We start from the raw sequence: 13,554 nt of genomic DNA, 5'->3' as shown, positions 1-13,554 counted from the left end.
GGGTACCCGCCGGCAAAAGCACCGGCAGAGCTGGAAGCGTGAGAAGGGAAGAAATAGACCCCGCGAAGGGTATCAAAATTCCGTCGCAGGCGACGTTAGCAGGACATGTATGAATGAGATTATATAAAAGTCAACGAATTTCTTGATTTATTACATTTCTGCTACGGCCTTATACTGCATTTCCTGTCGGAAATTCGTTGTCTGGGTTATAATAAATCACAGAGGGATCGGCAGACGATTAGGGAAGGTTCGTCCCGGTTATTCTGCTTATCGGCCCAGTTCGTTCGGGGTCGGCGGGCGATAGAAACGATGCCGCGTCACTTCACCGTCGATCACATGCCGGCGAAGCCTGAGGCGCATTTCCTCGGCGCCGGCGCCTGTCGTGCAAATGAGCCGGGTGCCGCCTGACTTGAGCGGCTCGATCGCGCTGATGCTGACGCCCTGTTCCTCGCAGAGGCGCTTCACTTCTGCCTCGGGCAGTGCGAGGTTCATCGCACGGCTCATTCGAAGCCCGGAATGCGCGCCATTAACCGGATCGCCGCGGCGACGCGCTCATATCCTTCCGGGCTTGCGGTCGCGATGGCGAGCGGGCGCCCCCCGAGCTCTGCATTGTCGCTGTTGAGAAACGCTATTGCAGGATCGCGTCCGCCTATGGTGAGGAAAGCGAGTTGGCTGATGTCGCCTTGGCGGCGCGCATCGCCGGGCGGCAGCGGCGTGCGGCTCTTTCGGAAGAAGCGGGCTGATCGGCCCTTATCGCCCGTTGGCGTCGCCAGTGCTGACAGTTGAGCGTGATCGGTTTGCGAAGTCATAGCGCTAGGCCCCTGCGTGTAAGCGGGAGCACCATGTCTCTCAGTCGCGGCGGCCTACGAAAACGAGTGCAGCGATGAGCGAGATATAGGGGTTTGCGACGGGATTGTAAGGTGTGCGGCAGCGTCTCGTGTGGTTTCGGCAGCCTATTCGACCTGCGTGTACAAAAAAGACGCCCGCGCGATCGGAACCGGGCGGGCGTCAGATGAAGAACTCGGATTTCCTGAAAGGAAGAGCTCTCTGGGTCGCCCGGCGCGGATAGGCGCGCGGAAGGGAAGATAATTGTACCGCAGCGCCAAAAAAACTCGTGACGACGGTGATTCTTTCGCATCGCTCATCGCGACAGTCGCGCCTGAGAGAAATTGGGGAATGTCTTATCCGCAAGATTTGAATACCAAAGCTGCCTGACCGCTACCGGCCATTCTCGAGTTTCGACACGCCTAATATCGGACGACACAGCGCGATAACCTCACGGTTTCGAAGAATTGCTCGCCGAATCCTCAGCAAGAGGCGAGCGCGGAGACAGGCGCCGCTTTCGATGACACGTTTTGTCAAATGTGCGGGTTCAGCGGGTGCGGGCGATGCCGCGGACAGGCCCGCACGGATGGCGGACTAGCTTCCTAATCGCGGAATTCGCAATGCACAGGCGATGAAAAGAAGAGTGTGAAGACGGGCGCACCGTCGTCGTCGCGAACCGCAAGCGCTGCTTGATAATCGGCTTCGCCCCCGCCCACTGCCGAGGCGATCAATCCGCTCGCGGCCTTGCGGGCAAGCTCTTGCGCTGCGCCGATGCCGGCACAATCGACGCCGTCTTCATCGAGGAAGAGCTCGGTCCCTTCACGGAGATCAAAAAAATAGCGTGCCATATCAGCCTCTCCCCGGAACTTCGCCGATCGGGAGAATCTGTCCACAACATGCATCAACATCGCGTGAGATCGCACCAGCCGACGGTGGGAACCCGCGTCCGGAATGCCGTCGCATCTCTTTTCGCCAAGCAAGAAGGGGCGATGGTCCGGCGAACGGAAATTGAATGACAGCAACCCGCCGTTCGCGGCCGTGCGGCCGATAACCCCGGAGAGCTTATGCGGTCCGACCCATTGGCCTGCAGCCGCCGCCGACAGGTCTCGCCGAGCCGGCCGCGAGAAAGCCCATTTTTTTCGGCGACATAACCCAGGAAATTGACGGGGCCGAGAAATGATGCTGGTCCCGATAGAGAGGCAAGCCTAGGCTGGCCCGGTAACGGACTTGAGGGGGGCGCATGGCGCTGGTGAAAAAATCGTCGCTCGGTGCGCGCGCCAAGGCTCCGCGGCGAACGCCGGATGCCGTGGCGGAGCCGGCTCCGCCCGCAGTCGCCATCAGGCAAAGTGCCGCCAGGCGGCCCCTCCGCACATCCACCGCCGTCGAACGTATCGATGTCGCGACGCAGGAGCTGGCAAGCGGCATCGGGCAGGCGGCAGCCGCGGCCGCGCAGCTTCAGCGTGCCACCGACCTCATCGCGAGCGGGGCCGAGGAGGCCGCCGGCGCGGCGCAGGAATCGCTGGGGCTCATATCGGGCCTCCGAACAGGCTTTCGCGAGTCGCGCGAACGCGCCGAGCTGTCGGTCCGTCAAACCGAGGCCGTTCATGCCAGTTTCAGCGAGGTCAGCGCGCATATAGACGGCTCGGTCGCCGCGATCGAACTCAATGCCAAGCGTCAGCTCGCCAGCGTCGAACTGATCGCAGCGCTGGAAACGGCGGCCAGCGCGATCGGGGATATTGGTCGCAGCGTCGTAGACGTTTCGGAGCAGACGAGCGTGCTCGCGCTCAACGCCGCGATCGAGGCGGCCAAAGCAGGCGAGACCGGATCGGGATTTGCCGTCGTTGCCGACGAGGTCCGGGTCCTCGCCGAGACGTCCGAGACGAACGCTGCCGAAATGGCGGAGCTTGCGGTCTCGATCGCCTCGGAAGTGCACAAGATCGCCGCGCGCGTTCGCGCAGCGTCCGAGCTCGCCACCAGCGAGGCGGAGGCGGGCCGCGGTGTCGCTGCGGAGCTTCGCGATGCCCGCGCGTCGCTCGGACAGCTCGGCGAGGGGGCCCAGGAGATCCATCAGGCGTCGATCGAGGCCGAGACCGCGCTTCGCGAGGCCGAGCGCGGCGCCGAGCAGATCGCAAGCGCCGCCGAAGAACAGTCGGCGGCAGCGGCCGAAGCGCAGCAGGCGACCGAGCAGCAGAGCGCCTCTCTTGAAGAGAGCCAGCAGACGGCCGAAGCGCTGGGCGCGTTGACCGACAAGCTGGAGAGCGGTGCGAACGACGCGGCGGCTGAGCAGGTCGCGGCTGCTGCCGAGCAGCTGTCAGCAACGGTCCAGGAGCTTTCGGGCGCTTCGGGACAGATATTGGTTGCGATCGAGCAAATCGTTCGCGGTACGCAGGTGCAGGCGTCGGCGACGATGCAGGCCAATCTCGCGATGGGCCAGATCGAGAAAATAGCGTCGATCGCGCAGCAACGATCCGCTGCGGCAAAGGATCGTATCATCTCGATCGAGGACGCGGTGCGGCGCGGTCAGTCCACGATCGAGGTTCTGACCCGCGGCGTGAGCGAGGCTCTCTCCGAGATCGACGCAGTCCTCGACCTGCTGGCGGAGCTTCGGACCTCCGGACGGCGAATCGAGAAGATCACCGACAGTCTGGCGCTGGTGGCGGTGCAAACCAGCATGCTCGCGGTCAGCGGATCGATCGAGGCGACGCGGGCGGGTGAAGCAGGGGCCGGCTTTTCGACCGTCGCGAGCGACATACGCTCGTTGGCCCGCGATGCGGCCGCGAGCGCCGAGCGTGCCAAGGATGCCGCGCGCGACATCCTTGATCAGGTTACCTCCGTGTGCCGGGATTTCGACCAGGTCAGCGCCGCATCGGAGGCCGAGATCGCGCGCAATCGTGCCATGGTCGAGCGTTTCGGCGCGATCGTCCTGGAAGTCGGCGTGATCGGCTCCGCGAATGCGAGCATATTGGCAGGCTCCGACGACATGCTTCGCGCCGCCCGTGAAATATCCGCCGGCACGTCGCAGATTGCCGAGGCTGCAGAGCTCGCCGCCGGCGCGGCGCGCGAAGCCGGCGTGGCGGCCCGTCAACAAACGCAGGGCGCCGAAGCGCTCGCCGCCGCGATCGAGGATATCGCATCGCTCGCGCTCGCCCTTGGCGCAAAGAGCTGAGTTGGCCGGCGCGCCGGCCTCGATACGCCAAATTCTCGCATTTCGGGCCGGCGAGTGCGACTTCGCGCTCGCCGCGAGCGACGTCCTGGAGGTGGCGAGACTGCCCGCACTCGCGCAGGTGCCGCACGCACCCGACGGCTTTCTTGGACTTGCTAGCCTCCGCGGCAGCATAGTCCCCATTTTGTCGGCCGCGAAGATGCTGACGGGCGCTGGCGGGGCGGTGCCGCGGTGGGTGGTCGTCGTCGATGCCGGGGAGAGGATCGGGTTGGCCGTAGACGCGGTGCACGAGATTGCAGCAGCCTCGGACCGCGAACTTGTCGATGTCGCCGCACTCGCCGCCCGCTTTCTGAAGCCGCGCACCAGGCGGGCACCGGCTCGCCGCGCGGCGGCGGAGGCAAGTGAAGGAGCCGAGGACCGCGTCGAGCTGATGAGCCTGGAGGTCGCCGGTCAGCTCTTCGCCCTGCCACTCGCGGCGATCGACACGGTTGCGCGCGTCCCCGACGATGTCGCACCGCTTCCCCATGCGGACGCGCCGGTAATCGGAAGCATCCGGCTTGGCGACGCGGCGCTTCCACTCCTTTCGCTGGCGATCCTGCTCGGCTTGCCGCAGGCGGCCCAAAGCGCGCGGTCGCGCGTCGTGATAGTGCGCATCGGCCGTCACCGCGTCGGGTTGCTTGTAGATGCCCTCCAGACGATCCTCCGCGTTGACGCTGACGCGATCGACCCGCTGCCCCAGGCGCTTAGCCGGGGACACAGCGAGGCGCGGGTGCAGGCGATCTGCCGCATCGAAGGCGGGGGGCTCGTCTCGGTCCTCGCCGCCGACCATCTCCTGCGCCCCGATATCACGGCGCGTCTGACTGACGGCGTAGCCGATCTGGCAGCTACCGGTTCGGAGGGGAGGGCGGATGCCGGGGACCTGTTCCTGCTCTTTTCCGTCGGCGACGATCGATTTGCGCTTCCGGCCGCCGCCATCGAAGAAGTTGCCGCGCCGCCGGCGCAGCTTACGGCCGTGCCCGGCGCGCCCGGATTTCTGGGCGGGTTGATGAACCACCGCGGCCTTGCCGTCCCGGTCGTCGTGCAGTCGCGGCGCTTCGGCCGCGCCGCTTCGGCCGGCGCCGGGCAGCGCCTGATTTTTCTCGGTAGCGGCGAGAGTCGCGCTGCTTTTCTGGTCGACGCGATTTCCGGCGTCCGGCGGATCGCGGACGACCGCTTCGCCGCGGCCCCTTCGCTCGGCGGCGAGGCAGCGATGTTCGACCGCGTCGTCGATCTGCCTGAGGCGTCCGGTATCCACCTCGTCATCGGCCCGCGGCAGCTGCTCGATCAGACCGAAGCCGCGATGGTTCGCGACGCAGCGAAGCGGCCGCTTGCATGATAAAGCTGCTCCTCGTCGACGATTCTCCGCTGATGCGCAGGTTACTCGCCGAAATCTTCGCGCAGGCAGGCGACTTCGAGGTCGAGGTTGCCCGTAGCGCCGAGGAGGCCCTTGCAGCACTTGAGACGTTCCGCCCCAACGTCATCACACTCGATATCCACATGCCCGGAATGGACGGGCTCGCATGCCTCGACCGGATCATGGTGCTGCGGCCGACCCCGGTGGTGATGGTTTCGGCGCTGACGGCCGATGGCGCCGACGAAACGCTGGAGGCTTTGGCGCTCGGCGCGGTTGATTTCATTCCGAAGCCGCGCGGCGCGCTCTCGCTCGAAATCGAACATCTCGCGGGGCTGCTCGTCGACAAGGTCCGGCAGGCTGCCTCGGCGCGCCTTTCGCGGACCGCGCGGCTTCGCGAGCGTGTCCGGGCGCGGGCAGAAGCGGCGGGCGCTTTTGCTCCCGCCGCCCAGCCGTCGCGCCGGGCGCGATCGCGTGCAGGCGATCCGGCACCGCTGCCGGAGGGCGCGCATGTCGTCCTGGTCGGCTGTTCGACGGGCGGGCCGCCGGCGCTCGACGAATTGCTTGGCTCGCTTCCCTCCGGTTTCCCATGGCCCATCGTGATCGCACAGCATATGCCCGCGAGCTTTACCGGTCCTCTCGCGCGCCGGCTCGATCGCCTGTGCGCGCTCGATGTCGTCGAAGTCGATCAAATCCTCCCTCTGGAGGCCGGCCGGGCCTATATCGGCCGCGGCGACGCCGATCTCATCGTTTCGCGCCCCGGTGGAGCCAGTAGCGTCATGCCCGCGCCGAGCGATCCGGCCGTGTTCTGGCATCCAAGCGTCGATCGGTTGGTCACCAGCGCCCTGAAGCACCTCCCGGCGGATCGGCTCGTCGGTGTGCTGATGACGGGCATGGGCGCCGATGGCGCCAGCGCGATGGGCGAGCTTCGCGCGCGCGGCGGCCACACGATTGCCGAGGATGAAACGACCGCCGTCGTCTGGGGAATGCCGGGCGCGCTCGTCGCGGCGGGCGGGGCGAGCTCGGTGCGCCCGCTCGGCGAGATCGGCGGCGAACTCGTCGCGCTGGCGGGCCTGTGACTGCGGCGCCCGCTCCCGCCGTTGCGCTCACCGACGCCGACATCGCCGCGATCGGTGCGATGCTCTATCGCTGGACCGGGATGATCTTCGGTGCGAACAAGCGCTATTATATCGAGCGCCGCATCGCCGACCGTATGGGACGGCTCGCGCTTACCACGCCTTCGCGCTATTTCGATCATGTGTCCCGGCATCTCGACGAGCGCGAGGCGCTGATCAACGCGTTCACGATCAACGAGACTTACTTTTATCGCGAAGATCATCAGCTTGCTGCGATGAGCCGCGACATGCTGCCCGAGATCGTCCGTCACAAAAAGCCCGGCGATCACGTCCGGATCTGGTCGATGCCCTGTTCGACCGGCGAAGAAAGCTATTCGATCGCGCTCTGGCTGCTCGAGAATTGGGCGCTGGTGGACGCATATCATGTCGAGATCGTCGGTTCGGACATCGACACCGCCGCGCTCGATCTCGCCCGCGAAGGCCGCTTCTCGGCGCGTTCGCTCGCGAAGCTTCCACGCAGCGTACTCGAGGCCTATTTCGAACCCGAGCATCATCACAAGCGGCGGATCATCGGCGACCTTCGCGAGTCCGTTCGCTTTACCAACGCCAATATCATCGACCCCGGCTCGGTTGTGGGTCTTGGCCGGTTCGACATCATTCTCTGCCGCAATCTTCTGATCTATTTTGATGACGGCTCGCGTCTGCTCGCCGCGAACAACCTCCACGGCGCGCTCGCGGACGGGGGCTATCTCTGTCTGGGTCACAGCGAGTCCATGACGCGGATCAGCGACCGGTTCGAGATGGTTCGATTTGGCGACGCGATCGTCTACCGGCGGCGTTGATGGACGAGCTGCTCGCACAATTCTTCGTCGAGGGCCGGGACCTCGTACAGCGTGCGACGGCCGATCTCGGTCTGCTCGCGCAGACGCCGGGAGACGGGTCGGCGCTCGATAGCGCGTTTCGCGCCGTCCACACCTTGAAAGGCTCGGTTGCGGTGTTCGGGCTCGTGCCGGCCGAAGACCTGCTCCACACGGCTGAAGATATTCTCGACCGCGCCCGTTCGGGGCAGATCCCGTTCGACGGCCGCGCGATCCATCGCCTCCAGCGAGCGATCGACAGGGTCGATGCGTGGATCGACAATCTCGAAGCGACGACCGCGCTGCCCCGCGATGCGGGTTCGGTCGCAGCTGCCCACATAGGAGAACTCAGAGAGCTTGCGCCGCAATTGGGTGACGCTACTGCCGCTGGAGAGGGCGCGGGTTCGGACGGAAGGTCGGCGACGGAGCGCGAGGCCGGCGATGCTACATGGGCGGCCGAATGGTTCGCTGCGGAGAGCGCGCGACTATTGGAGGCGCCGAAAACGCTGACTGTCTTCCGTTATCGTCCGGACCGCGATTGTTTTTTCCGCGGCGAGGATCCGCTGGCGCTGGCGCTTGCGGTCCCCGAGCTTATCCTTCTCCGGGCGCTGCCCTCAGAGAGCGCGTGGCCGGAACTCGGCGACTTCGAACCCTTTCAGTGCGTGACGCGGCTCGAAGGGGCAAGCGGCGCGAGCGCCGATGCCGTTCGGGCCGCCTTCCGGCTGGCGCCCGGACAGGTCGAAATCCATCGGATCGATCGCGACGAAGCGCAGGCGCCTGCGCCCGGCGCTCGCCGCGCACGCGAAACCATTCTTCGCGTCGAGGCATCGCGCGTGGATCGCCTGGCAGACGGACTCGGCGAATTGATCGTCGCCGTGAACGGGCTCGCACGTCTCTCCGGAGAGCTCGCGAAATCCGATCCCGCGAGGGGCGCCGAACTGCGCGCCATCCATGGGCAGCTCGAACAGGTATCGAACCGCCTTCAGCGCGATATCGGCGCAGTCCGCTCGGTTCCGCTCGCGCATGCGCTTCGCCGACTGCCGCGCCTTGTTCGCGAAATTGCCGAAACACTCGGCAAGACCGTCGATTTCCGGCTGCGGGGGGAAAGCCTCGAGGTCGACAAACGCATCGCCGACGTCTTGTTCGAGCCGCTGCTCCATCTCGTACGTAACGCGATCGACCATGGAGCCGAACAGCCGGAAGATCGGGTCGCCGCGGGTAAGGAACCGGCTTGTCGTATCACCCTCCAGTTCGAGCGCGCCGGCGATCGCATCCTTGTGCGACTTAGCGACGATGGCCGCGGGATCGATGCGGCCGCGGTGCGTGACACAGCGGTCAAGCGGGGCCTGATCGGTCGCGAGGCCGCCGAGGCGTTGAGCGAGGCCGAGGCGGTTCGCATGATCTTCCTGCCAGGCTTTTCTACGGCCGGCGCGGTGACGTCCACGTCGGGGCGCGGCGTCGGCATGGACGCTGTTCAGGCAGCGGTCGAAGAATTGCGCGGAACCGTCGACATCGCGAGCGCACTTGGGACCGGGACGACGGTCGAACTCGGACTGCCGGTCAACGCCCTTACGACGCGGCTGCTCGTCGTCGAGGCTGGCGGCCATAGATACGGGATCGCGCTCGACCAGATCGCAGAGACCGTCAGGATCGACGCAAGTGAAATTGCCTTGGCGGGATCGGGCGAAGCCTGCGTACTGAGGGATCGGACCGTTCCGGTCGTTTCCTTGTCCGCGCTTCTCGGCGGCGACCGGGCCCAAGGCGGTGTCGCCCGCCTCATCGTGACCGAGGCGAGCGGCGAGCGGGTGGCCATCCGCGTCGATGCATTGGGGGAACGGATCGATGCGGTCGTTCGGCCGGCGACGGGGCTGTTAGGATCGCTCACCGCGGTCGCGGGATCGACCTTGCTGGGAGATGGAAAAATATTGCTTATCGTCGATCTTGCGGAGCTTCTTGCATGAGCGTCGTACATGAGAATGGGGTCATCCGGCTTGTCGGCCGATGCGCCGCCGACGATGCCGAGACGCTGCTGAACTTGCTCGTCGACGAAACCGATGCGACGATCGATGCATCGGACGTCTCGAAGCTTCATCTCGCGGTCGCGCAACTGCTTCTTGCGTGCGCACCCAGGATCAGGAACCTGCCAGCCGATCCGATGCTGGCGCAATTATTCGGCCGCCGGTCGGCAGAGCGATAGATGGCAACTATCATCCGCCCGCCTTTGCGCTTAACGACATTTTTCAATCCTCGGGAGTTTTTATGCCTGCCAAAGTAATGATCGTCGACGACAGCAAATTGGCGCGTATCGTCGCCGGCAAGGCGCTTGCCGAACTGCAGCCCGACTGGACCAAGGTAGAAGCGGCCAGCGCTGCCGAGGCGATGGAGCGCCTGGAGGAAGGGCCGGCGGATGTCGCGCTCATCGACTTTAACATGAGTGAAACAGATGGGCTTGAACTTGCGGCAAAGTTGCGCGTTCTCTATCCCGACATGCCGATTGCAATCATCACCGCCAATATCCAGGACGAAATCATCGCGCGGGCGCGCGAAATCGGCGCGGCGTTCGTTCCGAAGCCGGTGACGGCCGATGGACTCGAGGCTTTTATTTCAGGCGCGGCGCTCACGCTTCGATCGCAGCGCGCGTGATTCCGATCGATGTCTCCCTCAGCGAGCTGGAACGCGATGCTCTGACAGAAATCGTCAATATCGGCGTCAGCCGGGCCGCCTCGAATTTGCGCAAGATGATCGGCGACCAGGTGTTTCTTTCCGTTCCGGCGATCGAGGTGGTCAGCCAGACGCGTGCAGCGCGCCTCATCACCGAGCGCGAAGTCAGCGACCTGGTGGCGGTGCGGCAGGATTTTACCGGCGCATTCGCAGGCCGCGCGCTCCTGATCTTTCCAGAAGAAAACAGTCTCGACCTCGTGCGCGCGGTAGCTGGCAGTGAACTTAGTGCCGACGAGGTCATCGAGATCGAGCAGGAAGCGCTTGCCGAGACCGGCAATGTGATACTGAACTCCTGCCTTGCGACGATGGCGAACATGCTGAAGCGTTCGCTCTCCATGTCGATTCCGCAGGTCGTACGCGGGACCGGCGCGAGCCTGTTCGCCGCGGAGGAACAGGGAACCGAAGAGGGGCTCGTGCTTTTTCTCTACATCGATTTTGCGGTGAGGAGCCGCGACATCCGGGGATATATCGCGATGATAATGGATCTTCCTTCGCTAGCGATTCTGAAAGGCTTGCTCGAAGATTTCATCACCCGCGTCGTCGGCGACGACCTCCCTTGATGTCGCTGTCTGTCGACGACAATCTCCAGTCCGAGCTTGCCGCCATGGGCGCGAGCGGCACCTGGCATTGGGATATAGCCGGGGACCGGCTCCACGCGGACCACAAGTTTGCCGAACTTTATGGCCTCGACCCCGAGACCGCGCTCGCCGGCGTATCGCCCCAAATCTTCTTCAGTGCGATCCATCCCGACGACCGACCGCGCATTCGCATTGCCGTCGCCGCGATTCTTGCGGGCGCCGAGACCTTCTCCAAGGAATTTCGGGTGATCGCGCCCGATGGCCAGATTTTGTGGGTTCATGGCCGCGGACAATGCCATCTCGATGCGGTCGACGAGCCCGTCCGCTTCACGGGGTTGCTGGTCGATGTGACCGAACGCAAGCGTACCGAGGATCGCCTCCGGATCGCGCAGACCGCCGGACGCGTCGGCACATTCGAATATGTCGACGGCTTCGCCACCGCCAGCGTTTCCGATACCTTCTGTCGCCTGCTCGGCCTCCACCCCGCGCCGGCCCTTCCAAGCCAGACAATCAATGGTGTGCTGCGCGGCGGCGAGGAGCCGCTCATTCCAGGCCCCTATGCCGGCGAGGCGCCGGGCACTCTCAACGGGACTTTCCAGATCGTCCGGAACGACGATGGCGAGCATCGATGGATAGAGCGGCGGGGCGAGATCGTTCGCGAGGGAAACAGCTACCGGCTGATCGGCGTCATCTACGACGTGACGCATGCAAAGATGCTCGAGGCGCAGCTGCGCGAACTCAATGACAATCTCGAGGCGCGCGTCGCTGCAGAGGTTGCAAGCCGCCAATCCGTGGAGGACGCGCTCCGCCAAGCGCAGAAGATGGAGGCTGTCGGGCAGCTCACGGGAGGCGTCGCGCACGATTTCAATAATTTGCTGATGGCGATATCGAGCAGTCTCGATCTGCTCCGCAAGCGCGTGGGCGACGATCCGCAGGTGGTGCGGTTGATCGACAATGCCCTTGCCGGCACCAAACGCGGCGCGGCATTGACACAGCGCATGCTCGCGTTCGCGCGCCGCCAGGATCTCGTATCGGAAATCATCGCCATCCCGCAGCTGGTCGAAGGAATGCTCGATTTGATGCGCCGGACTCTTGGTCCGTCATGGCCGGTCGAAGTCGATTTCCCGCGTGATCTGCCGCCCGTTGTTGGAGATGCCAATCAGATCGAAATGGCAATCCTCAACCTTGCGGTGAACGCGCGCGACGCGATGCCGGGCGGCGGGACGATCCTTGTCGCTTCGAACTGCGAGCACATCGATATCGCCAGCAGCGAACTCGCGCCGGGCAGCTATCTTAAGCTCAGTGTTATCGACACCGGCTTCGGCATGGACGAGGACACGCTGGCGCGCGCCGTCGAGCCTTTCTTCACCACCAAGGGCGTCGGAAAGGGCACCGGGCTGGGTCTCTCGATGATCCATGGTCTTGCGCAGCAGCTTGGCGGCACCTTTACGCTCGAAAGCCGAGCTGGAGAGGGTACGACCGCCTCGCTCTGGCTTCCCGCGGCAACCGCTGCAGAGGAACAATCGGATCGGCCGTCCGACGATGGATGTGATGCGCCAACACAACTTCATAAGCTCAAGATATTGGCGGTCGACGATGACTCGCTCATCCTTATGAACACATCCGCACTGCTCGAAGATCTTGGCCACACCGTTTTTGAAGCGAGCTCGGGCGACGAGGCGCTGGCTCTGTTCGCGGCAAATAGCGATATCGACGTAATCGTCACCGATCATGCGATGCCCGGGATGACCGGCGCCGAACTTGCAGAACAGATCGACGAAATACGTTCGAATGTCCCGCTCATTCTTGCGACGGGATATGGGGAGTTGCCTCCCGGATTCCGCTCGGGTGCCGTTAAGCTTGGGAAACCCTTCAGCCAGAAGGCGCTGGCCGACGCGTTGTCGCAGGCAATGGCAACGGCGTGATTTCCGTTGGGGCCTAAAAAGCCGGTGAGCAGAGCGGCTAAGACTTTGAAACTGATAACTGCTGCAGATCTGCCCTCGGTTTCGGGATTCAAAGGTCGTTTGAAGTCTTCGCTTTGCTACGGTCGCCCCAGACCTATGCAAGTCAGGAAGCACGCCTGATGCTCGCTGGCCCAAGTCACGAGAGAGAGGCGGGGGTGTGTCCGCGAGCTAATGGAAGCCAGTACCGTGGTGTCAGGCTGAGACAGAACCGTCCGTAGCGCCTGAGACGAGGAAATAGGGCGCGAGGCCGCGGCCTTCGCGGAAACGGTTGATGCGCTTCCCATAATGGCGCACGAGGTCGTAATTGGCGGTCGCGACACCGGTCTGGCGTGCACGGCCAGCATCCATCAACGCCATCTGGTGCTGGTAGAAAAGCTGGTTCATATCCATTATTTTGTCCTTGATCGGTCCGGGAACGGGTGGCGCTGCTCAGGCGAGACACTGCGCTTGCACTGCATCGGCAAGCCGATTCTTTTCTGCGCGCGCCGCCTCTGACTTTTGTTGCCTGCTCGCCATGGCATGCCAGGCGGCGGCCGAACGCAGGTTGCGGTCTCGCACCTCCATCAGATCGGACGCGGCGGCATCGGCTTCGCAGCGCTCGGCCTGCTCACGATAATGTTCACTCGTTCCTGTGGCGGCCATGCTGCTATCCTTTCGATCAATCGATCATGTGGGCGATGAGGCGTCTGAGTTCGCGCCGCGAGAGCGTCGGAGAGGGCCGCGCTCGTTGGCTGGGCTGCACCGGCGTTCCTGCTAGCGGAAGGGCGGAAGGCTTGGAAAAATACTGCTATTCTGGAACATATTGGTCTTCTTGGATTAGATGTCAGCGCCGCTTGCTCGCGGCGCCTGGACCGCCCGGACCACGATCGCGATAGACGATGCGGCCCTTGGTCAGATCATAGGGTGTCATTTCGACGCGTACGGCGTCGCCGACAACAGACCGGATGCGGAAACGCCGCATCCGGCCGGCTGTGTAGGCG

At 64.2% G+C, this 13,554-nt stretch carries 14 protein-coding genes and 1 pseudogene; 9 read left to right on the top strand and 6 right to left on the bottom strand.

The window, feature by feature from the left end; translation table 11 throughout:
• Positions 1 to 267 precede the first annotated feature (267 nt).
• The 3 genes from B1A78_RS16285 to B1A78_RS16275 all read right to left on the bottom strand — a co-directional run bounded on the left by B1A78_RS16285 (position 268) and on the right by B1A78_RS16275 (position 1,673).
• On the bottom strand, positions 268 to 492 hold the full coding sequence (locus B1A78_RS16285; protein WP_256838947.1) for a hypothetical protein: 225 nt from the start codon (positions 490 to 492) through the stop codon (positions 268 to 270).
• Positions 493 to 500: 8 nt separating this feature from the next.
• Positions 501 to 809, bottom strand: coding sequence for a hypothetical protein (locus B1A78_RS16280; RefSeq protein ID WP_077147970.1), 309 nt, complete (start codon positions 807 to 809; stop codon positions 501 to 503).
• Positions 810 to 1,427: 618 nt separating this feature from the next.
• The gene (locus tag B1A78_RS16275; RefSeq protein WP_077147969.1) at positions 1,428 to 1,673 is read right to left on the bottom strand and encodes a hypothetical protein; all 246 of its coding nucleotides are present in this window, start codon (positions 1,671 to 1,673) and stop codon (positions 1,428 to 1,430) included.
• A gap of 392 nt (positions 1,674 to 2,065) precedes the next feature.
• Between B1A78_RS16275 and B1A78_RS16270 the strand changes: the two genes are divergently transcribed.
• The 9 genes from B1A78_RS16270 to B1A78_RS16230 all read left to right on the top strand — a co-directional run bounded on the left by B1A78_RS16270 (position 2,066) and on the right by B1A78_RS16230 (position 12,535).
• On the top strand, positions 2,066 to 3,991 hold the full coding sequence (locus tag B1A78_RS16270; RefSeq protein ID WP_077147968.1) for a methyl-accepting chemotaxis protein: 1,926 nt from the start codon (positions 2,066 to 2,068) through the stop codon (positions 3,989 to 3,991).
• 1 nt (position 3,992) lies between these two features.
• Complete coding sequence (locus B1A78_RS16265) at positions 3,993 to 5,363, top strand: chemotaxis protein CheW (RefSeq protein ID WP_077147972.1); 1,371 nt, start codon at positions 3,993 to 3,995, stop codon at positions 5,361 to 5,363.
• Positions 5,360 to 6,457 carry a chemotaxis-specific protein-glutamate methyltransferase CheB gene (gene cheB, locus B1A78_RS16260; protein ID WP_077147967.1) on the top strand — a complete coding sequence of 366 codons (1,098 nt, stop codon included), beginning with the start codon at positions 5,360 to 5,362 and terminating at the stop codon, positions 6,455 to 6,457. Before B1A78_RS16265 ends, cheB begins: the two co-directional genes overlap by 4 nt.
• Positions 6,454 to 7,296 carry a protein-glutamate O-methyltransferase CheR gene (locus B1A78_RS16255; protein WP_077147966.1) on the top strand — a complete coding sequence of 281 codons (843 nt, stop codon included), beginning with the start codon at positions 6,454 to 6,456 and terminating at the stop codon, positions 7,294 to 7,296. The genes cheB and B1A78_RS16255 overlap by 4 nt, the downstream gene beginning before the upstream one ends.
• A complete protein-coding gene (locus B1A78_RS16250) occupies positions 7,296 to 9,272 on the top strand; it encodes a chemotaxis protein CheA (protein WP_077147965.1) in 1,977 nt (658 codons plus the stop codon). The genes B1A78_RS16255 and B1A78_RS16250 overlap by 1 nt, the downstream gene beginning before the upstream one ends.
• Complete coding sequence (locus B1A78_RS16245; protein WP_077147964.1) at positions 9,269 to 9,508, top strand: hypothetical protein; 240 nt, start codon at positions 9,269 to 9,271, stop codon at positions 9,506 to 9,508. Before B1A78_RS16250 ends, B1A78_RS16245 begins: the two co-directional genes overlap by 4 nt.
• Before the next feature lie 62 nt (positions 9,509 to 9,570).
• Positions 9,571 to 9,954: a response regulator gene (locus tag B1A78_RS16240; protein ID WP_077147963.1), complete on the top strand. Its 384-nt coding sequence runs from the start codon at positions 9,571 to 9,573 to the stop codon at positions 9,952 to 9,954.
• Positions 9,951 to 10,592, top strand: coding sequence for a chemotaxis protein CheX (locus B1A78_RS16235; protein ID WP_077147962.1), 642 nt, complete (start codon positions 9,951 to 9,953; stop codon positions 10,590 to 10,592). The genes B1A78_RS16240 and B1A78_RS16235 overlap by 4 nt, the downstream gene beginning before the upstream one ends.
• Positions 10,592 to 12,535 (top strand): hybrid sensor histidine kinase/response regulator, encoded by a 1,944-nt coding sequence (locus B1A78_RS16230; RefSeq protein ID WP_077147961.1) that lies wholly within the window; start codon positions 10,592 to 10,594, stop codon positions 12,533 to 12,535. Before B1A78_RS16235 ends, B1A78_RS16230 begins: the two co-directional genes overlap by 1 nt.
• A 231-nt stretch (positions 12,536 to 12,766) precedes the next feature.
• Here B1A78_RS16230 and B1A78_RS16225 read toward each other — a convergent pair whose 3' ends face one another.
• The 3 genes and pseudogenes from B1A78_RS16225 to B1A78_RS16215 form a co-directional block, all read right to left on the bottom strand.
• The gene (locus tag B1A78_RS16225; RefSeq protein WP_218667991.1) at positions 12,767 to 12,958 is read right to left on the bottom strand and encodes a hypothetical protein; all 192 of its coding nucleotides are present in this window, start codon (positions 12,956 to 12,958) and stop codon (positions 12,767 to 12,769) included.
• Between the two features lie 45 nt (positions 12,959 to 13,003).
• A complete protein-coding gene (locus tag B1A78_RS16220) occupies positions 13,004 to 13,216 on the bottom strand; it encodes a hypothetical protein (RefSeq protein ID WP_077147959.1) in 213 nt (70 codons plus the stop codon).
• 181 nt (positions 13,217 to 13,397) lie between these two features.
• Positions 13,398 to 13,554, bottom strand: a pseudogene (locus B1A78_RS16215) (translation initiation factor IF-1); the annotation flags it as partial.

This window comes from Sphingopyxis sp. KK2 (assembly GCF_001990265.1).
Classification (GTDB): Bacteria; Pseudomonadota; Alphaproteobacteria; order Sphingomonadales; family Sphingomonadaceae; genus Sphingopyxis.
This window is presented reverse-complemented; position numbering and strand designations above follow the sequence as displayed.

What these genes read in the sequence shown, in the direction of transcription:
- B1A78_RS16285 (WP_256838947.1), bottom strand. Translation starts at nt 492, where the DNA reads ATGAACCTCGCACTGCCCGAGGCAGAAGTGAAGCGCCTCTGCGAGGAA.
- B1A78_RS16280 (WP_077147970.1), bottom strand. Translation starts at nt 809, where the DNA reads ATGACTTCGCAAACCGATCACGCTCAACTGTCAGCACTGGCGACGCCA.
- B1A78_RS16275 (WP_077147969.1), bottom strand. Translation starts at nt 1,673, where the DNA reads ATGGCACGCTATTTTTTTGATCTCCGTGAAGGGACCGAGCTCTTCCTC.
- B1A78_RS16270 (WP_077147968.1), top strand. Translation starts at nt 2,066, where the DNA reads ATGGCGCTGGTGAAAAAATCGTCGCTCGGTGCGCGCGCCAAGGCTCCG.
- cheB (WP_077147967.1), top strand. Translation starts at nt 5,360, where the DNA reads ATGATAAAGCTGCTCCTCGTCGACGATTCTCCGCTGATGCGCAGGTTA.
- B1A78_RS16250 (WP_077147965.1), top strand. Translation starts at nt 7,296, where the DNA reads ATGGACGAGCTGCTCGCACAATTCTTCGTCGAGGGCCGGGACCTCGTA.
- B1A78_RS16245 (WP_077147964.1), top strand. Translation starts at nt 9,269, where the DNA reads ATGAGCGTCGTACATGAGAATGGGGTCATCCGGCTTGTCGGCCGATGC.
- B1A78_RS16240 (WP_077147963.1), top strand. Translation starts at nt 9,571, where the DNA reads ATGCCTGCCAAAGTAATGATCGTCGACGACAGCAAATTGGCGCGTATC.
- B1A78_RS16230 (WP_077147961.1), top strand. Translation starts at nt 10,592, where the DNA reads ATGTCGCTGTCTGTCGACGACAATCTCCAGTCCGAGCTTGCCGCCATG.
- B1A78_RS16225 (WP_218667991.1), bottom strand. Translation starts at nt 12,958, where the DNA reads ATGAACCAGCTTTTCTACCAGCACCAGATGGCGTTGATGGATGCTGGC.
- B1A78_RS16220 (WP_077147959.1), bottom strand. Translation starts at nt 13,216, where the DNA reads ATGGCCGCCACAGGAACGAGTGAACATTATCGTGAGCAGGCCGAGCGC.